The sequence below is a fragment of the Ruegeria sp. YTSA108 genome, assembly GCF_059610185.1.
The window spans coordinates 31,437-50,277 of the sequence record NZ_JBXWND010000009.1; the positions used below are offsets into that span (position 1 = coordinate 31,437).

General features: G+C 54.1%; 15 protein-coding genes and 2 pseudogenes. 5 read left to right on the forward strand and 12 right to left on the reverse strand.

The window, feature by feature from the left end; all coding sequences use genetic code 11:
* The first annotated feature begins 1 nt into the window (after window position 1).
* Window positions 2–1,570 (forward strand): trimethylamine methyltransferase family protein, encoded by a 1,569-nt coding sequence (locus AC2FHW_RS13455; protein ID WP_496822058.1) that lies wholly within the window; start codon window positions 2–4, stop codon window positions 1,568–1,570.
* An 82-nt stretch (window positions 1,571–1,652) separates the two neighbouring features.
* Here the strand turns inward: AC2FHW_RS13455 and AC2FHW_RS13460 are convergent.
* The 6 genes and pseudogenes from AC2FHW_RS13460 to AC2FHW_RS13485 all read right to left on the reverse strand — a co-directional run.
* A pseudogene (locus AC2FHW_RS13460) lies at window positions 1,653–1,885 on the reverse strand (IS6 family transposase); the annotation flags it as partial.
* 139 nt (window positions 1,886–2,024) lie between these two features.
* Entirely contained in the window at window positions 2,025–3,689 is a 1,665-nt protein-coding gene (locus tag AC2FHW_RS13465) for a Na/Pi cotransporter family protein (RefSeq protein ID WP_142637679.1), read from the reverse strand.
* Between the two features lie 304 nt (window positions 3,690–3,993).
* The gene (gene pbfA, locus AC2FHW_RS13470; RefSeq protein ID WP_271949906.1) at window positions 3,994–5,346 is read right to left on the reverse strand and encodes a (R)-1-hydroxy-2-aminoethylphosphonate ammonia-lyase; all 1,353 of its coding nucleotides are present in this window, start codon (window positions 5,344–5,346) and stop codon (window positions 3,994–3,996) included.
* A gap of 107 nt (window positions 5,347–5,453) precedes the next feature.
* Complete coding sequence (gene phnY / locus AC2FHW_RS13475) at window positions 5,454–6,917, reverse strand: phosphonoacetaldehyde dehydrogenase (RefSeq protein WP_271949908.1); 1,464 nt, start codon at window positions 6,915–6,917, stop codon at window positions 5,454–5,456.
* 3 nt (window positions 6,918–6,920) lie between these two features.
* Window positions 6,921–8,165 carry a phosphonoacetate hydrolase gene (gene phnA, locus AC2FHW_RS13480; RefSeq protein WP_142637684.1) on the reverse strand — a complete coding sequence of 415 codons (1,245 nt, stop codon included), beginning with the start codon at window positions 8,163–8,165 and terminating at the stop codon, window positions 6,921–6,923.
* A gap of 19 nt (window positions 8,166–8,184) precedes the next feature.
* A complete protein-coding gene (locus tag AC2FHW_RS13485; RefSeq protein ID WP_281995490.1) occupies window positions 8,185–9,372 on the reverse strand; it encodes a 2-aminoethylphosphonate--pyruvate transaminase in 1,188 nt (395 codons plus the stop codon).
* A gap of 119 nt (window positions 9,373–9,491) precedes the next feature.
* On the opposite strand from AC2FHW_RS13485, the gene AC2FHW_RS13490 reads away from it, so the two are divergent.
* Window positions 9,492–10,382, forward strand: coding sequence for a LysR substrate-binding domain-containing protein (locus tag AC2FHW_RS13490; protein WP_142637687.1), 891 nt, complete (start codon window positions 9,492–9,494; stop codon window positions 10,380–10,382).
* Between the two features lie 32 nt (window positions 10,383–10,414).
* Here the strand turns inward: AC2FHW_RS13490 and AC2FHW_RS13495 are convergent, their stop codons facing one another.
* The 3 genes from AC2FHW_RS13495 to AC2FHW_RS13505 all read right to left on the reverse strand — a co-directional run bounded on the left by AC2FHW_RS13495 (window position 10,415) and on the right by AC2FHW_RS13505 (window position 14,700).
* Window positions 10,415–12,436: a putative 2-aminoethylphosphonate ABC transporter permease subunit gene (locus tag AC2FHW_RS13495; RefSeq protein WP_142637689.1), complete on the reverse strand. Its 2,022-nt coding sequence runs from the start codon at window positions 12,434–12,436 to the stop codon at window positions 10,415–10,417.
* On the reverse strand, window positions 12,433–13,548 hold the full coding sequence (locus tag AC2FHW_RS13500) for a putative 2-aminoethylphosphonate ABC transporter ATP-binding protein (RefSeq protein WP_281973207.1): 1,116 nt from the start codon (window positions 13,546–13,548) through the stop codon (window positions 12,433–12,435). Before AC2FHW_RS13500 ends, AC2FHW_RS13495 begins: the two co-directional genes overlap by 4 nt.
* 132 nt (window positions 13,549–13,680) lie before the next feature.
* On the reverse strand, window positions 13,681–14,700 hold the full coding sequence (locus AC2FHW_RS13505) for a putative 2-aminoethylphosphonate ABC transporter substrate-binding protein (protein WP_271949918.1): 1,020 nt from the start codon (window positions 14,698–14,700) through the stop codon (window positions 13,681–13,683).
* Between the two features lie 498 nt (window positions 14,701–15,198).
* Here AC2FHW_RS13505 and AC2FHW_RS13510 point away from each other — a divergent pair.
* Window positions 15,199–15,432 (forward strand): annotated as a pseudogene (locus AC2FHW_RS13510) (transposase); the annotation flags it as partial.
* Window positions 15,433–15,481: 49 nt separating this feature from the next.
* Here the strand turns inward: AC2FHW_RS13510 and AC2FHW_RS13515 are convergent.
* From AC2FHW_RS13515 to AC2FHW_RS13525, 3 genes are all read right to left on the reverse strand, one after another.
* Window positions 15,482–16,321 (reverse strand): EamA family transporter, encoded by an 840-nt coding sequence (locus tag AC2FHW_RS13515; RefSeq protein WP_496708178.1) that lies wholly within the window; start codon window positions 16,319–16,321, stop codon window positions 15,482–15,484.
* Window positions 16,322–16,892: 571 nt separating this feature from the next.
* On the reverse strand, window positions 16,893–17,111 hold the full coding sequence (locus AC2FHW_RS13520; protein WP_271949923.1) for a hypothetical protein: 219 nt from the start codon (window positions 17,109–17,111) through the stop codon (window positions 16,893–16,895).
* Complete coding sequence (locus tag AC2FHW_RS13525) at window positions 17,104–17,340, reverse strand: hypothetical protein (protein ID WP_496822060.1); 237 nt, start codon at window positions 17,338–17,340, stop codon at window positions 17,104–17,106. The genes AC2FHW_RS13520 and AC2FHW_RS13525 overlap by 8 nt, the downstream gene beginning before the upstream one ends.
* A 60-nt stretch (window positions 17,341–17,400) precedes the next feature.
* On the opposite strand from AC2FHW_RS13525, the gene AC2FHW_RS13530 reads away from it, so the two are divergent.
* Window positions 17,401–17,586: a hypothetical protein gene (locus AC2FHW_RS13530; RefSeq protein ID WP_142637697.1), complete on the forward strand. Its 186-nt coding sequence runs from the start codon at window positions 17,401–17,403 to the stop codon at window positions 17,584–17,586.
* A 21-nt stretch (window positions 17,587–17,607) separates the two neighbouring features.
* A complete protein-coding gene (locus AC2FHW_RS13535; protein ID WP_271949927.1) occupies window positions 17,608–18,756 on the forward strand; it encodes a TRAP transporter substrate-binding protein in 1,149 nt (382 codons plus the stop codon).
* Window positions 18,757–18,841: the final 85 nt, after the last annotated feature.

Genomic DNA, 18,841 nt, shown 5'->3' on the forward strand with positions numbered 1-18,841 from the left:
AATGAAGTTGGAATCGTTGAACGCAAAAGCAGAAACACCGACACCGGCGGGGCACCGCGGCCGCGCGCGCAGACGCCGCTTGGCCCGTAGTATTGCCCCTTCTGAGAGCACACCGTTCACGGGTCGCAGGATACCTGCATACAATCTACTAAGTGAAACGGTATCGGCCCGGATCGAAGATCAAGCCGACTGGATTCTAAGAAAAATTGGCGTCGAGTTTCGGGGGGATCGAACGGCACTGGATCACTTCGCCCAAACGGGTGCCCGCATCGATGGCGAACGCGTGCGGTTTGAACCGGGTCATGTCCGTGCGCTTTGCGCTACGGCCCCAAGTGAATTTCAGTTGCATGGCCGAGACCCGGTCAGAACGGTGACACTTGGCGGTGACAACGTTGTGCTGATGCCGGGATACGGCTCTCCCTTTGTCAGCGATCTGGTGAAGGGCCGACGATATTCGACGCTGAAGGATTTCCGCAATTTCGTCAAACTGGCCTACAGTGCGGCTGCCTTGCATCATTCCGGCGGCACGGTTGTCGAACCGACAGATGTGCCGGTGAATAAACGGCATTTGGACATGATGCTGGCGCATCTGACACTCTCAACCAAGCCCTTTATGGGCTCTGTTACGGCACCCGAGCGCGTGCGTGACAGTATCGAGATGGCACGCCTCGTCTTTGGACGCGACTTCATGGAGCACCACGCGGTGATGCAGGCCAATATCAACGTCAATTCGCCATTGATTTATGATGATACCATGTCAACGGCTCTGCGTATCTATGCGGAGGCAGGCCAATGTGTCTGCGTCTCCCCTGCGATTTTCGCGGGTGCCATGGGGCCGCTTTCGCCGGCGGCTGTGGCGGCGCAAACTCTGGCAGAAGCGATGGTTGGCATTGCGCTTGCGCAACTGGTGCGCCCCGGTTGTCCGGTGGTGTTCGGCTCGTTCCACTCCACAATGAACTTGCGCACGGGCGCTCTAACCTTTGGATCGCCCGAGGCGAACATGACCACGATGGCGCTGACACAATTGGGACGAAGGCTTGGCGTACCTGTGCGCTCTGGCGGTGGGCAGATCACCGCCTCCAATGCGCCAGATGGGCAAGCGATGCAGGACAGCACCGGTGCCATGTGGTCCACGCTTTTGTCCGGAGCCCATCAGGTCTGGCATGCGGCAGGCTGGCTCGAAGGTGGGCTTGTGATGTCCTACGAGAAATTCATCATGGATCTCGACCACTGTGGCGCGATGCTGAAACTGCTGCAGGGCTTCGAAACGAATGAGGAGGCATTTGGCCGTGATGCCTATTTTGAAACGGGCCCGGGCGAAAATTTCCTGTCGACCAATCACACGCTGCGCCACTATGCGGCAGCGAATTTTGAGCCACAGATTTCTGACGCCGGGCCATTCGAGACTTGGTCTGAAAATGGTGCTCTCACGTCAGACCAACGCGCCACGGCGCGGTGGCATCAGATGTTGAACGATTACCAGCGTCCTGAAATGAAACCTAGCATACAAGCCGCGCTTGAAGACTTCGTGTCAGAGCGCAAAGCGCGAATGCCGGATGAATGGTACTAGAACGGAATACCCAAGACCCAAGAACTCTGCCGGGATTGCCAACTTGCTTGAGCCCGATTGAAGAACGTCGGCGCCTATGTCGTCAGGAGGACATTTCGCGGGCATAACTGATCCAAAACTGGAAGGCATCTGATCGGGCATGGTGGTATAAAGCTGAAGCAAGTTGATAGCGGGGAGACGGGAGCTGATGGTGATCTGGTCATGGGCAACCAGAAATCTCTGAGCCTGCCAGAGTGACTTGTTCGGACCGATGATCTTTTCGCGTTTTCGGGTTGATTGGTGGGATCCTTCAATCCGGTTACTTAGACCCTTGTGCACTGCGCAGTGCTGGGCTCAGATTTTGGAAGACACTGAACAATTTCAAAATTTGATTTCGAGAACGAACTCACTTCGGTGTTTCCAGTCGCCTTTGTTCTCGCTCTTTTCTTGTCTTCGCATTGAGACCGGCTCGGGCCTATTCAGCAATTTCGTTGATCAATCGTGTCTCTAGAAGTTGACCGTTCTGGTAAAGGACCGGGTAAGCAATCGATGCAATATGACTGTTGAACTCCCGGAAAGCCCGCAATGTCTCTAGATGAATATCACTGGTTTCGAAGCTTTCCGTTGTTCCATGCTGCAACCGGCGCAGGTGACGCTTGCGGCTTTCACGTTCCACGCGTTTGATTTCGGTTTTCTCAAGGCTGAGAAGCCGGGCGCTTTCCAGATCGTCTGAAACAAGTACATTTGATGCCAGTTTCATGTTTGCAAGAATACCTTCATGCATCTGAACAAGTTCGGACCAGCCATCTTGCGAAAAGCTAGAGCCTTTGGCCCGCATTTCACCGGCCAATACAGTCAGGCGTTTGGCGACAACGTCACCCGCCGTTTCAAGCCTGATCGCAAACTCCATAAGGTCGCGCGCGGTTTTAGCATCGTGTTTTTCATATAGCTCAGGGGGTATCGCGGCGACGAAGGCTCGAATACCCGAGAGGCACCGGTTTACGTCCTCGTCAATGGCCTGAACTGACCGGATCTGTTCTTTGTCTCCGCTGCGGTAAAGTTCAAGAGCAGGACGGAACATGGTTTCGAGAAGATCGCTCATCCGCAGCAGCTCACGCTTGAGGCTCGGCAAGGCCTGATTGGGATTTGCCACGTCTTCCATGTCCAATGCGCTGACCGGTTGTGCGGGTTGCGACTTCTGTACTTTCTGTTGGTCTGGCAAGAGCCTTTCGAGCAAGTTCTGCCAGTGTCCACAAAACGGAAGGGCTAAAACCAAAAGCGACAGGTTGAAAGCAAGATGCACGTTGACTAGCATTTGCCCCCCTTGCGGGTCGCCCAAAAGCCCGGTTCGTAGGGCAAAATTTGCTGCAAACAAACTAGCCAACGCCCAACTGCCTCGCAGCGCCAAATTTGCATAGGGTATTCGTCGGGCAGTCACTGGCATTCCTCGGGTTAGCCATACCGGAATGAAGGCCGAGCCAAAGTTCGCGCCAAAAACCAAAGACATTCCGGCGGCAAATGGGATCGCTCCAATTTGCACAAGTGTCACACACATAAGGATGGCCGCAACCGAGGAATGCATGACGAAGGCTAAGGCACTCCCGACAAGAAATGCAGTGATATAGTCGCGCGACAAGTAATCCGCGACTGTGGGTAAAAATGCACTGTCCCGAATTGGGTCCATCGCCTCACGAAGGAACCGAAGTGAGATCAGGATAAAGGCAACGCCCATCAGAATGCGCCCTAGTTGTCGGGCTTTTTTGGCTTCGGTCTTGACGAATAGATAGCCTCCAATCGCCAGCAGCATTGGAATAAGCCAGTCCAACCGGAACGTAAGAATCTGGATGATCAGTGCTGAACCTAGATCGCCTCCGAGCACAATCGCCAGACCGGCAGGAAAACTCAACATTCCACTGGCAGCAAACCCAGAGGTCAACAGCGCCACTGCCGCCGAACTTTGCAGTACAACCGCCATCATCAGACCCACAAGTGAGGCCTGCAGGTAACTGTGCTGTCGCGTCAAAACGCGCTGGAACGACGCTCCATAGCTGCGCTCAATTCCAGTGCGTACCATTCGAACTGCAAAAAGTAGCAACATCGTCGCGCCAGCAAGGCTGATTAAAAAGCTGACTATCGCCATGCTCTACCTCACTCCCAGGGTTTGCTTGGAATAACAGGGTGCGCTGCAATCCTGCCAACCAACGACCGGAGACCGACCCGGTGATTTTGCGGACGAGTAATTTCGATAAAACGCTCAGCGCCCGAGTTTGCTGAAAAAAATCGGACGCGCCTGTTCCACCGGGAAAACGCATTCACTTTCTTGGTGGTAGGCAGTGGCCCTTGGCGCCATAATTGAGAATTGATCTCCACGTCCATTGACCACTGTTTTCCTGGAAGCAGAGAGAGCAACGGCGTGTTTTGCTCTAAAGGTATGGCCACAAAGATTAACATTCGTCCTTAATCGCGTTGACAACAATGTCGATTGCACAGTCGAGATCCTTGCGCGTGATCGTTAGCGGCGGTGACAATGTAAGCACACACCCCTGACTGATTTTGTAGCTTAGGCCAGCTTCCAAACAAGCATAATAGATCCGCTCGGCTCGTGCATTTCCAGGTGTCTTGTCGGCGCGGTCATCGACAATTTCGACACCAAACATCAGACCACGGCCGCGAATGTCACCGACGATCGGGATATTCTGAAGCTCACCCATCAGACGATCCATAGCGTGCTCGCCCAACTCAGCCGCCCGGTCAACCAACCCCTCATCTTCGATGATTTGTATTGTGGTAAGCGCGGCGCGTGCAGTCACCGGGTTTTTTTCGTGTGTATAATGTCCAATGGCAAAGTCTCCGCAGACGTCCAGTTTGGTTCGCGCGATACAAGCTGCAATCGGCAGGATGCCTCCGCCAAGTGCCTTACCCAAGGTGACGATGTCAGGGGTAATCTCGTCATGCTCAAAGGCAAACATCTTGCCGGTCTTTCCAAGCCCCGTGGGAATCTCGTCCATGATCAAGAGAGCCCCGTGACGATTACACGCCTCCCGCACAGCTTTCCAGAAGCCCGGTGGCGGCACATAAGGCACCGCGCGCATAGGCTCAGCGATGACCGCAGCTACGTCTCCCTCGCGTTCTAGAACGAACTCGACCATTTTTGCACAAGCCAACCCACAGGTATCTGGGCCGGCGTGATTGTACGGGCATCGGTAACAGGCAAAAGGTGCCACGTGCTCTGCACCCGGGAGAAGCGGGCCGGCTATATGGCTGCGAAATGTCGCCTCGCCGCCGACGCTTGCGGCGCCAAAACCGGCACCGTGGAAGGCATCCCAGAAGCTAATTGTTTTGAACCGACCGGTGGCAGCGCGCGCTATCTTGAGAGCGACCTCGTTTGCATCAGAGCCGCCGGTCGTAAACAGCATTTTCCCAAGGTCGTCTGGCGCGATTTCGGCGAGCTTTTCGGCCAATTCAACCGCGGGATCATTAGTGAAGCGACGGGGTGCGAAAGACAGGTCATCCAGTTGCGCCTTGATCGCGGTGATCAAACGGGGATGTCCGTAACCGATATGATGCACTGAATTGCCATGGAAATCCATGTAACGGCGGCCGTCCAGGTCTTCGACCCAAATCCCCTCAGCTTTGGCAATGGTGCTAACGCATGGCGAGGACAGTGACTGGTGGAGAAACGCGTTAGCGTCGCGTTTCAGCAAGGGTCTAGATTTAGGCCCTATAGATTCCTTCATCCATGCTTTTCGCGCGCTGGAAGTATTGGATTCGCCTTCCGTGTGGACGATTTGTGACATGCTTTTTCCTCAACGCCGCTTGTGAAAAAATGCGGACCTCGCAAAGTCCGCCAGTACCAGGGAGGAACTTGTGGTGCCCCGACCCGGGTCGGGACGGGGCACAAAAACTAGCGTGGCCAGGGCAGCGAGTAAGTTTTTACGTTAGTAAAAAACTTCATTGCCTCGATGACACCTTCTTTAACCCCATTACCGCTGTCCTTGATGCCTCCGAAGGGGGACATTTCGATACGGTATCCGGGTTGTTCCCAAATGTTGCAGGTGCCCACGTTCAGACCGTTGATAAAGGCAATCGCACGGTTCAAGTCGTTCGTACAGACGCCTGAGCTGAGGCCGAATTCGGTACCGTTCGAAATACGCATCACCTCGTCGTCATTGTCCGGAACCCGAACGATGGGCACAATGGGGCCAAAGGTTTCTTCCATCACCAGCTCGCTGTCATGGGGGACCTTATCGACCACGATGGGCGGCAGTAGTGCACCCTGACGGCCCGGATGATAGAGGATTTCTGCGCCGTCGGCCTCGGCCATGTAAACGCGTTTTTCGAACAGTTCAGCTGCCTTGTCATGGATGACACAGCCCAGTTCGGTCTCGGGGTCTTGTGGGTCGCCGAACTTGATCTTCTTCGCCTTTTCCAGAACCAATGGCACAAACTTGTCGGCCACGCTTTCTTGCACCAGAATACGTTTGATCGCAGTGCAGCGCTGACCCGAATTGCCGGTGGCGCCTGCCACAGCAATGGTCGCGGCCTTCTCAAGGTCCGCGTCAGAAAGATCGTTCAAAACGATCAGAGGGTCATTGCCCCCCAGTTCCAGAGCTTGCCGCTTGTAAACGCCTTTTTCGGCGATCATCTTACCCACCGGCACGCCGCCGGTGAATGTGATGATGTCGATGTTTTCATTGGTGATCATCTCGTCGCCAATGTCACCTGGCCAGCCGGTAACCACTTGGAACATCTCGGGTGGTAGACCCGCGTCGTAGAGGATGTCAGCTAATGTCAGCGCCGTCAGCGGCGTCAGTTCCGTCGGCTTACACACCATGCAGTTGTTGGTCGCGATTGATGGCGCGATCTTGTGGCTGACCATGTTAAGTGGATGATTGAATGGTGTGATTGCCGAAATCGCATTCACCGGCTCGCGCATGGTGAATATTTTTCGATCTTTGCCATTATGGGTCAGGTCGCATGAAAAGATCTCGCCATCATCCTTCATCGCCTCAGCGGCGGCGAATTGATAGACATCTTGCGCACGCTTGGTCTCATAAATCGCATGCTGGTGACAGATACCCAGTTCCAACGTCAGCCATTTGGCAAGGTATTCACGACGTTCACCAATCAACTCGCCCGCACGCTGCAGGATCTGGCTGCGCTCATACCGTGTGAGCTTTGGAGTGTAATTCGCCGCGACTTCGAACGCTTTGCGCGCATGTTCTGCCTTGCCGGCGGGTACATGCCCGACAATCTCGTTTGTGTATGGGTACAGAACCGGCACCGTTTCGTCGGTAAAGACGATCTCGCCCCCGATGCGCATTCCTTCATTGCGGATTTCGATTTTAGACATGGTTTGATCTTTCATGGATTACTGCGCCGCCGCTGTAGTTGCATAGAAAAACGCATCAAAATTGCGCAACTCGGGCGCAGTCCCCAAGTCGATAACCCGGTTTACGATGAATGGAACTTCCTGCTCGGTCAGTCCACCGTGGCTGCGCAGCGGCTCGTTGAGAGCGGCCAGATCGTGGCGGTCTTCAGAGGTACCGATACAGATGTTTTCACCCGAGACCATCACGATATCACCAATGCGGTCACCGGGCAGTTCAAAACGCTTGATCGCTTCTTCCTTGGTCAACACGTGGGTGATGCCGGCTGTGGCTTTCAGTTTGCCGATGATGTCGCTGCGATCCGCGTCTTCGGGCAGATAGCAGGTGGCAAACGACCCGAGTGCGCCGTGGTGCACCACATAGGGGTCCGTGATCGGCAAGATGACACGGGCCGCGTCCTTGCCCAGCCATTCATCCACCAGATCCTGCACATATACCACGCTGGGCGAGCCATCGGCGTGGTGCTTGGGCTTCATGCCGTGGTCGGCGGTGACCACGATGGCAGCGCCCATGGCGTCCAGTTCGGTCAAATATTTGTCAAACATCTCATAGAATGCCTTGGCCTCGGCCTGATCGGGTGCGTATTTGTGCTGCACGTAGTCGGTGGTGGTCAGATACATCACATCTGGTTTCCACTCTTTCAGCAATTTGACACCCGCAGCAAAGACAAACTCGGACAACTCTGCCGAATAGACCTCGGGTTGGGCCATGCCCAACCATGCGCTTGCTTTCTCCTGACCATGCTCAGCCTGGGTCGACGTGTCGGACTTTTCCGCAGAGAAGCATTTGGCCCGGTCGTCGTCGAACTTTAGACCCGCCCCCAACAACGCGCGCAGCTTGTCCTTCGCGGTGACTATGGCCACCTTGGCGCCAGCGTCATAGAACTGCTTGAACACGGTCGGTGCACGCAAAAAGCGCACATCGTTCATCATCACTTCTTCACCACTGTCCGGATCAATCAGATAGTTTCCACAGATGCCGTGCACGATAGGCGGACGGCCAGTCGCAATGCTGAGGTTGTTAGGGTTAGTAAACGACGGGATCACCGAATGGGCCAGCCGGTCAGTGCCGGTTTCGCGCATTCGCTTGAGAGTCGGCATCAGACCGTCAGCAATAGCTTTGTCCAGGTATTCTGGCTCACAGCCGTCAAGGCAGATGGCAATGGCGGGCACTTTGGGCATCGGGTAGACACGCTCGTTGGCTTCAACAGGGGTGTGGATGGTCATTTGGTTTGTTCCTTGATCCTTAAGCGGCCAGTTTGGCGCGTTCTTCTAAAGCTTGGAGAGGAGGTGTGGCACTCGACACACCCATTTTTTCCAAAGTTTCCTTGGCGGCAATTACAACTTTCCGCATAACCTTGTCGTCCATCTGACCGATGCACCCAACGCGGAAGCTGTCGACGACGGTCAACTTGCCGGGGTAAATGATGAACCCTTTTTCTTTCATCAGATTGTAGAACTGATCAAAGACAAAGTTTTCATCGGCGGGGCAGAAGAATGTTACGATGATTGGGCTCAGCCAGCGATTGTCGAGCAGAGTTTCGAAACCCAGCTCACGCATGCCGGCGACCACAACATCCCTGTTGCTGGTGTATCGGGCTCCGCGACCGGAAACGCCGCCCTCAGCCGCATGTGCCCTGAGGGCTTCGATGAAAGCGGCAACCACATGGGTGGGCGGCGTAAATCGCCATTGACCGGTTTTGTTCATATGCGCCCACTGCGCGTGAACGTCCAGAGACAGCGAATGACTGTTACCCTTGGCATCCTCAAGCTCGTTCTTGCGCGCGATTATGAACCCAAACCCCGGAACACCCTCAATACACTTGTTGGCGGACGAAACCATTGCCTCATAGCGGACTTCCGTAGGCTTCAACTCGATCGCACCAAAGGCTGACATTGAGTCGACAAGAAGTTTGCGACCAGCGGCGTAAACCGCCTCCGATATTTCCTCTACCGGATTCAGAATGCCCGAGCTTGTTTCGCAGTGGATAGCAACGACATGGGTGATCGCGGAATCATTCGCCAGAATCTCGGCAACTTCTGAACCACGCGGCGGCAGATAGTCGCCCTTGTCCAAGACAACATGATCGCGTTCCAGATACTCGAGCGTTTGCGCCGAGCGTTGACCGTAAGCGCCATTGGCCAGCACCAATGCCTTGCCATCGCGCGGAATGAACGAAGCCAGCATCGCCTCTACTGAAAACGATCCGCTCCCCTGCATCGGTACGCAGTCAAACTCATCGGCGCCCTCGCCAAGCAATGCCAAAAGACTGGAGCGCAACTCCTGGGTCATACCCCGAAAGTCATCATCCCAGCTTCCCCAATCCCTCAACATGGCTTCTTTCACGGCGTATGACGTGGTCAAGGGGCCAGGAGTTAGTAGATAGGGCTCGCCGAGACGCGGTTGTTCAATTTGAGGAAAAGAAGACGTCATAACCAAGCTCCAGATCAACGTTTCAAAGACACAGTTGCAGCAACCGCAGCTATATGTGAAATTGCAAATATCAATCTAATTATAAGCTCAGCCTATGCTCGAACCTTCAGGAGTTTGAAATGCGACATAGCCAGCTCAAAGCCTTTCATTTCGTGGCCAAATATGGTGGGTTTTCGCGTGCTGCAGAGGCGCTTTTTTTGACGCAGCCAGCAATTTCAGAGCAGGTTCGCAAACTTGAGCAGGATCATGATTTGTTGTTGTTCAAGCGTGAGCGAAAAAGAGTGAACCTAACCCCGGAGGGGACGCAGCTTTACCGGTACACCAAGCAGTATTTTGAGATCGAGGATCAGATCGAGGACTATCTGTCTGAAACGAGGGCTGCGATCGACGGCGAGCTGCGGATCCTTGCCGATTCCGCGCACCACTTGACCGACTTTCTGGGGCCATTCCGAGAAAAATATTCAAACATTACGATTACCGTCCGCGCTGGCAACACCGAGGACATTTTGGAGGAACTCAGATCTTACAACGCAGAAATTGGTGTTGTTGGCAGCGTGTCTCCCGGCAAGGACATGAGTGTTCTTAGCCTCGGTTCGACCGAGATCGTGGCATTCACGGCCCGCAGTTTGCTTCTCGCCTCAAAACCTACATTGTCCCTCGCAGAGCTGGCGGAGTTGCCTCTCATCTTCAGGGAACAGGGATCAAAAACACGCCAAAAGCTCGAAGATGAAGCCAGTAAACGAGGGGTGCCGCTGAAACCGGCAATTGTGGCCGAAGGAAGAGAGGCCGTCAGAGAGTTGGTGGCATCAGGTGCAGGTATCGGGTTCGTGTCCCAGGCAGAATACGGTCACGACGACCGTCTCAGACAAATCAAGCTGCAAGACGTCGACCTGCAAATGGGAGAAAGTATGATCTATCTCTCCCAACGGCGTGAGGTGAAGACCATTCGCGCCTTCATGAAATTCGCCAATTCTGTTCTAGAAGAAAAACAAAACCCCACCAATCAGTGATCGGTGGGGAGATGCCTAAATGGGTTTTCTTGTCAGCGGGTTCGCCAGGCTTGCGTGCGACCGAGGACGCCTTTGGAAGCAATCAGGTGGATGATCCGCGCCGCGGCGTTTGTGTAGAAGATCATCATCCCCATTGCGGCAGCCGGCGCAATATCGCCCGCATCGTCCATGTTTAGCACTGCAATAGATGCCAACGTGGTTTTGGGCGAGTATAGGAACACAACCGCAGATACCGTCGTCATTGCGTTTACGAACAGATAGATTGATATGTCCAGCACGGCTGGCAGGCAAACAGGGACCGTGACACGGGCAAACAACTTCATCGTCGGTTGCTTGAGCGAGGCTGATACCGACTCGAATTCTCTGTCCATCTGCTTGAGCGCTGTCACTGCCGTCAGGTGCGACACAGTATAGAAGTGTGTCACCGTACAGATCACCAAAATTGCCATTGTTCCGTAGATACCGTTCAGCGGATTAGACGGGCTATTGAAGAAGAAGATGTATGACAGGCCCAGCACCATGCCCGGGATCGCCATTGGCAGCATCGCGAACATCTGAAAGATCGATCGACCTGTTCTGAACCCGTTCGACTTTTCAACCAGATAGGCACCAAAGAAGACGACTGAAGTACCGATCACCGCCGTCAAAAGCGCCAGCTTGATCGAGTTAATGTAAGAGCCCCAACCGCCACCATCCATCTTGTTGAAATCGTAGTTCTTCAGGCTCAGGCTCAGGTCGTAGGGCCAAAACTTGATTAGCGCCGCGAATTGGCACACAGCCAGCAGCCCAACGATGAACAGACCGATCAGACAGCAATAGACTAGAAAGAACCGATCTGCCTTTCGATTTGGGGTTGGCTGGTACGGGACCGACCGGGCCGACAATAAGGCAACCTGCTTTGATTGCACCATGCGGTCGATCGCGAACGCCAGGATTGCGGGGATCACCAGAACGACCGAGACTACGGCACCCATTTCAAAGTTCTGCTGGCCGATCACCTGCTTGTAGATATCAACCGCCAGAACGTTGAACTGACCTCCAATCACTTTTGGCAGACCAAAATCAGTTATGACCAGATTAAATACAACGAAAGCGGCCGAGATCAGACCATATCGCGCGCCAGGAACGGTGACCGTCCAAAAAGTACGCCACGGCGTCGAACGCAGGCTGACTGCAGCTTCGTATAGTCGTGCATCAGAGATCGCCAGCGCCGTTGAAATGATCAGGAAGGCGTGCGGGAAGGTGAAGAACACCGAGCCTATCACGATGCCAATCGGACCATAGATACTGGCGCCGAACAGCAACTCTTTTATCATGCCCTGATTGCCGAACAGATAGACCAGCGCGATCCCGGGTAACAGCGAAGGCACCAGGATCGGAGCCATCGCAATCAGACGAAACACACCCTTGAACCGCATGCAACTCCGGTTCAGCGCATAAGCGAACCAGAACGCCAAAGTTACTGTGACAATGGTGCTAATTACAGAAATCCAAAGGGAATTCTTGATAGAATTGAACAGTGCCGGGGTTGAGAAGTAGTTGACGAAATTTTCCAAGCCTCGCGACTGAACTGGCCTCAGCTGAACCCGCCGGAACTGATTGGAATCGAGCGTGACCCAATCCGTATTGTCTTGCAGCGTAGAACCGACAAGAAACCGCCCGGTGTCGCTCGTGTTACGGATTTGGTACATGACCGGACTGCGAAAGCTGAAATCGGGAAAAAGCTCGGTTACTGATAGCCGCCCGTCTGAGCCGGTAGACAGTTCGGTACCTGAAAAAGCCCCGATTTGTTCGTTCAGCGTGTCGGCCGACAGGATGGTTCCGTCAAATTGCCCCGCTTCGTCACTGACCTGAAACTCGTATTGTGACAACTCCATCCGATAGGTCGAGAATGACTTGGAAAGCATCGTGTAAAGCGGCAGGACCAACGTCGCGACCAGATAGAGTGCGATCACGATCATGCTGCCGCGCATCAGGATGTCATCCCTGCTGAGCTTGGGTTTGATGTCAGGCCCGGCTGGAAGAGTCCCCGGGTTGGTTGAAATCTCGCTCATGCTGCCGTCTCCGGAACATCAAAGGCCATTAGCCGGTTTTCGGGCAGCTCAATCACCATGGTCCTACCCTCTTCCAGTTCTAGGCGGCGCACGGCATTGATCGAAAAATCTGCGATCAGTTCCGAAGATCCAAATCGCTCGTTGCTTAAGCGGCATCGCCAGAATGAACCGAGGAATTCCATTTCATCGAGAGTGACGTCGATGCAGTTCCTGTTGCCGCCGGTATCGAGATAACCAGCCTCATGCGGGATGATATCCTCGGGTCGGATCGCCGCAATCGCTGGCATTCCGTCGTTGAACGTGTGGCTGAGGCACGCAAAGGTCTTTTCGCCGACACTCAGTCGACCACCCTTGGTGACCTGAGACTGGATCTGGTTCATTTCCCCGATGAAGTCTGCCACGAACAAGTTTGCGGGTTCTCGGTAAATTTCTGTAGGTGACCCCACCTGCTCGATAACCCCATGATTCATGACCACGATCCGGTCCGCCATCGCCAGCGCTTCTTCCTGATCATGCGTAACCATCACAGTAGTCACACCCAGTTTGCGCTGCAGCTCTTTGATTTCGTGACGTAGATGGACGCGCACCTTTGCGTCCAATGCCGAAAGCGGCTCATCCAGCAACAAGAGACCGGGGTTGGTCGCAATGGCGCGGGCCAACGCAATCCGCTGCTGCTGGCCACCGGACAATTGCGCAGGATACTTTTTGCCTTGTTCAGGCAACCCAACCAAATGAAGCAGTTCGCTGACACGAACGGCAATATCCGATTTGCTGCGACCAGTGTTTTCCAAGCCGAAAGCAATGTTCTTTTCGATCGTCAGGTTCGGGAACAAGGCGTAAGACTGAAACACAATCCCGAAATCACGCTCTGACGGCGGCAGATTTGACACATCCTTGCCGTCTTGCATGACAGTGCCCTTGGTTTGCAGATCGAGACCCGCAATCGCCCGGAGCAAGGTTGTTTTGCCGCAACCCGACGGCCCCAGAAAGCAGACAAATTCGCCTTCGTTGATTTCGAGGGATATGTCCTTGAGTGCAAGAAAGCTGCCGAACGCCTTCCACAAATTCTGGATGCTTAGATACAGTTCACCGGGTGGGGTTTTCTGAAGCACGGGAGCGGTCCTCATATCTGCACCTCGGGAACGGCCGATCTGGGCCGGTTGAAGCCGGGCGCGCTGGTCGCGTTGTTTGGAAAAATAGAGTGGTGTGCAGAAGAGGTGCTTACACCTCTTCTGCAGGTTGGTTTACTTCGCTTCAGACTTCCCGTCATAGCGAGACTGCCATTCTTTCAGTATCGCCGCGCGGTTGTTGGCGGCAAATTCAAAGTCGTTGTCGATCATCGCATCCAGAAGACCTTCAGGGAAGTGCTCGACCGGTTTTGCGACGCCAGGATAGGCGACAACGGCGTACCCTGTGTTGTACATCTCGTTGGCTTCCTTGGTGACGGTGAAATCAACCAGTTTCTGCGCGGCTTCGAGATTTGCAGTACCGGCAACAATAGCGGTCGCTTCCATGTCCCAGCCGACACCTTCTGACGGGACAATGATCTCAAGCGGCGCACCATCAGCTTTCGACTTAGCACCACGGAAAGCAAAAGAGATGCCAATCGGGATCTCACCTGCAGCAGCCAGTTTGCACGGCTTTGAACCAGAGTGGGTATATCGCGCGATGTTCTCGTGCAATCCGTCCATGTACTCCCAGCCGCCTTCTTCGCCGAACATCTGCAGCCAACTTGAAACATCAAGGAAACCAGTGCCCGACGAGTTCGGATTTGGCATGATCACCTGATCCTTATACATGGGGTCTGTAAGATCCTTCCACGAAGTTGGTGGCTTCAGTCCCGCCTTCTCGGCCTCGACGGTATTGTAGCAAACTGCCGCAACCCAAGCGTCCATGCCAACCCACGCCGGAGGATTGTCGCCATCGACAAATTTCGCGTCTAGGTCGCCAACACCCGCAGGCGCGTAAGGCTCCAGCATACCTTCGGACTTGAGCAACAACAGCGAAGTGGCTGCGAGACCCCACACGACGTCTGCCTGAGGGTTGTCCCTCTCGGCCAACAGTTTGGCGGTGATGATCCCGGTCGAATCCCGCACCCAGTTGATTTTGATGTCCGGATTGCTCGCATTGAACGTCTCAGCGTAGCGCGCCAGGTCTTCAGCTTCGACGGCTGTGTAAACTGTCAATTCGGTTTCAGATAACGCAACTGTAGCAGTCAAGGAGCTTACGGCCAGGGCTGCAAGAAATTTGGTCTTATGTTTCATCGTGATCCTCTGTCGGTTGATTATTCTCGGGAACGCCATTCTTGAGCAGCGCTTATTTGCAGTTCCATGCCCTGGCAGTGTGACAGATAAATAGATCAAGAAAAATCGATTATACCTTCCACATCATAAGCAAAACCTATGTAAGGCAATCCGCCCTAGCGCTCGGAATTGAGTGTCATACCCCATTGATATGAGATAGGAACTCTCCCTGCGCCAGTCACCCAAGAGTTCCGTTCAAATCAGTGCGCTTCGGCATTGGCCCGTCGAACGGGCGGTGGGCTACGAAATCCGAGGCTACATACTGCTACCTGTCGACTGGACAGCCGCCAATCGAACATGACGGTCATAGTGCTCGCAAATACCTTCGCAAATGTCTGACGTCAGCACTTGCGGGACAGTTCAGGTCGATTTGATAAGAGAGATTTTCTGGCACATCGTACCCGCCAAGGAGTGGAGGTGAGATAGAAACCCAGAACACGTAAGAGCCACGGCTAAAAGATCGTCAAGGATATCCGTCGTGCTACCCGCAAGCACTATTCAGCGGAAGAGAAGATCTGGATCGTTCTGGACAAGCGCAAGGGCGAAGGCAGCATTGTGGAGCTGTGCTGCCGGGCAGGCATTGCTCAGAGTCTGTACTATAGCTGGTCCAAAGAACTCCCTGAAGCTGGCAAGAAGCGCCTCGCGGGCTATAAGATACGTGCGGCGACCTTATCCGAAGTTAAAGACCTGCGCCTTGGACTCGTTATCCCGCAACTTCCTTCTCCTTAGTCCAACTTGTACGTCATCTTGTTAGGGCCAGAACCACAATTCCAACTGCCACGATTATCGCCGCCAGGAGCCTGTTGGATTTTGGACCCTCTCCAAACCACATCACACCAATTATTGAAGCGAAGATGACCGAACTTTCTCGGAGCGCCGATACGACACCCAACGGTGCGAAACTCTTAACATAGAGCACCAGACCATAGGCTAAGCCGGAAATGATTCCTCCTGCTAAGCCTGACCAGACATATCTCTTTGGAAGTGCGATGAGGCGCTCCCATCGGGTCGAGAAGATGAACCCCGCCACGAAGATCTCAGCCACGAACAATACCGTGATATATCCAAGCGTATTCCCTGACAGTCTCACGCCAATACCGTCGACTAAAGAGTAGGTAGCAATCATCAAACCTGTTCCGAATGCCGCCGCGATACCTACCCAGTTCGTGCCCTTTCCAAGTCCGCCAAAAGACAGGCAACCGATGCCGGCCGAAATGCAGACAATACCGATCCACGCGCCCGGAGGAAGGAATTCACCGGCAAGAAAGACCGCTCCCAACGCCACTAATATGGGCGTTATCCCGCGCGATATGGGGTACACCACCGATAAATCGCCGTAACGGTAGGCCGTGTTGAGAAACCAGTAGTATCCCCAATGAATCAAGGTGGAACCAATAATGTATGGAATTGCAGCCATTACTGGAAAGCCCGTAAAAGGAAGCACGGCAAGCGCAGGTATGGCATGCCCGATCGAGATTAATCCCAACATAATGGCCTTGTCAGGCGCGCCCTTTACGACCGCATTCCACAGCGCATGAAGGAAAGCCGCAAACAGTACGATGAGGATCGCATGTACTGTCATTGCTCGTCGCAATCAGCGAAAACGCCTTGTAGACACATATGATTTTGCACCTCTATGCGCTCTGCTTCATGCGCTGATCGACTGGCGTTCTACTAAATCTTTGCTTGTATCGCTGCGAAAGCGTCGTACAGGAAACAAATCCACAGGCCAATGCAATTTCTGTCATATACAGGTCAGTGAATTCGGCGATGGCATGAGCCTTCTCCAACCGCTCTGCCATATAGTTTGGCTTTGAGTTCGTCATGGTTCGTAACGTGGTTAGGCATTGACTGGCGGTCAAAACTGTCAGGCTTCCGTGTCTTGAGAGAATTCAATCAGAATTGAAGAAAACGTATTATATTCGAAATGAACGCCGCACGGCCTTGTACCCGCCGCACGGCCAAATCCGTTAACCATATTCAACACGCCAGCAGGCAGGATATCCGCGATCAGTTCACTGAAAACCATTATTGTCGCTGGCGTTGCTTGGCCGGATTCAGGGCCACGCAATAGCCGGCAGCTCCAGATTGTCTTCCAGCTTTTGCTCTATCCGCATGAGAACATTCGCGCGCTCGGTCACGCTGGTCGAACCTCAGGTATCGGCAGTCGAATGCGCTGGGTCCAGCGCGGCCTCAACGTCTGAAGCATCAGACCGTGCGATCTGGCCAATGGGCTGGACGGGAATCGGGCTTAGATTGTCAAAATACCGGCCTGCCTTTGGCTTGCAAAAGTCGCCTCCGATCAAATTGTCATAACGGGATGCAGGGGGCGAGATACTCGTTACCGCCTGCAGATTGGTCATCTCATTCATTGATTTTCTCCATAAGTTCACGGTCGGGGCTTTTGATATCCCGCGCATCGGCTGATGGAGCGGTGCGGAACCCGGCCTGCCGTTCTTGTTGTACGGCGACTTGGCTAACATGATGAATTTTTGGAATGTATCCGAGCACAATAGTAATACTTTGGTCGCTGCTTGGGGTCTTCCTTTCCGCAATCGCCGAGAGCGCCAAAAAATGTGCCTCGAATGTAAGCGCTTGCACGAATCAAATGTAAGCGCTTACAGTGTCGCTCAGAACTGCAACCTTTTCGGATCCTGTTTTATGTTCCTTACCGCCTCGCTGATCGTCTTTGTCATCTACTTCGCCAACGTCGCTCTGGGGGCCTTTGCAGCAAGCGCATTCCTTGGGGACGTGGGCGAAATGCTGGTTCTGTTTGCCGCGTCGATATTGTTTGTCGTCGCCATTCTTCAAAAAGAGGCTGACCGAAACAAAAAGAACGGCAGCTAAGGATTTCTGGGAGGAAACATAATGGACAAAGATCGCAAGGACCTTGCGTCGGCAGCACGCCGAAATTTTCTGAAATTGACGGCAACAGGCGGCTTCACGGCGGCCATGGTAGCTGGTGCTGCGGGGACGTTGTGGTCAACTGAAGCTGCAGCGCAAAGTGCCAGCGAAGAGCGCGACCGTGAGGCTGCCGCGGACCATATCATGGTTCTGGCAACTGCCTATCCGGTCGGTGCGTCGCGTGGTTATCCAATCATGCAGCTGGACCTGAAGGAAAACATCCAGAACGCGACCAACGGAAAGGTCTATGTCAAACTCGCGCCTGGCGGTCAGCTGGGTGCAGGCGGCGCGCTGGTGCAGGCGGTGCAGGGTGGCACAATTCAGGCAGCACAGCATTCGCTTTCGAACTTCGCGCCATTTGCCTCGACCGTTGACCTGATCAACATGCCGTATCTGTGCGGGTCGAACCAGCGTTTCACAAACCTCGTCAACTCGCAGTTCTGGAAAGACTCGGTTGAGCCGAAGGTCGAAGAAAACGGCTTCAAGGCGCTGTTTTATATCAACATCGACCCCCGTGTAGTTGCCATCCGCAAGGGTGGCCCCGGACCGGTCCTGACACCTGGCGACCTGTCCGGCGTCAAGTTCCGCGTTCCCGGCTCGAAGATGCTGCAGCAATACTACCGCATGGTTGGTGCAAATCCGACGCCTGTGGCCTGGGGAGAAACCCCGTCTGCGATCAAACAGGGCGTCGCTGACGCGCTTGACCCGTCCGTGGGTGCGCTCGAAGTCTTTGGTTTCAAAGATATCCTGAGCCATGTGACTTTCACCCAGGCCGTGCCAGACAGCCAAGTTTATTCGTGCAACCTGGAATGGTTTAACTCAATGCCCGCCGACGTGCAGGAAGGGATCATGTGGGGGTCCGAGATGACCTCGCACCAGAACCTTGCCAAAGTGCCATCGGCCCGCGCCTACGCTATGGCCGAACTGATCAAAGCAGGTGTCGAATTCCACTCGCTCAGCGAAGAGCAACTGGCCGAATGGAAAGCCGCTGGTGGCTACCAACGGTCCGAATGGGACGAGTTCAAGATCGATCTGGCCGGGTCCATGGACAACTTCGCCAAGATGGAAGAAGCCGCAGGTACCCAAGGCAAGTACTACGTGCATGACGCTTAACAGTCGGGTCGGGCGTGCCTCCACGCGCGCCCGATCACCAATATTCTCCCGCCTCAGTAAAATCCAAACGCGTCAGCGCGGTCCG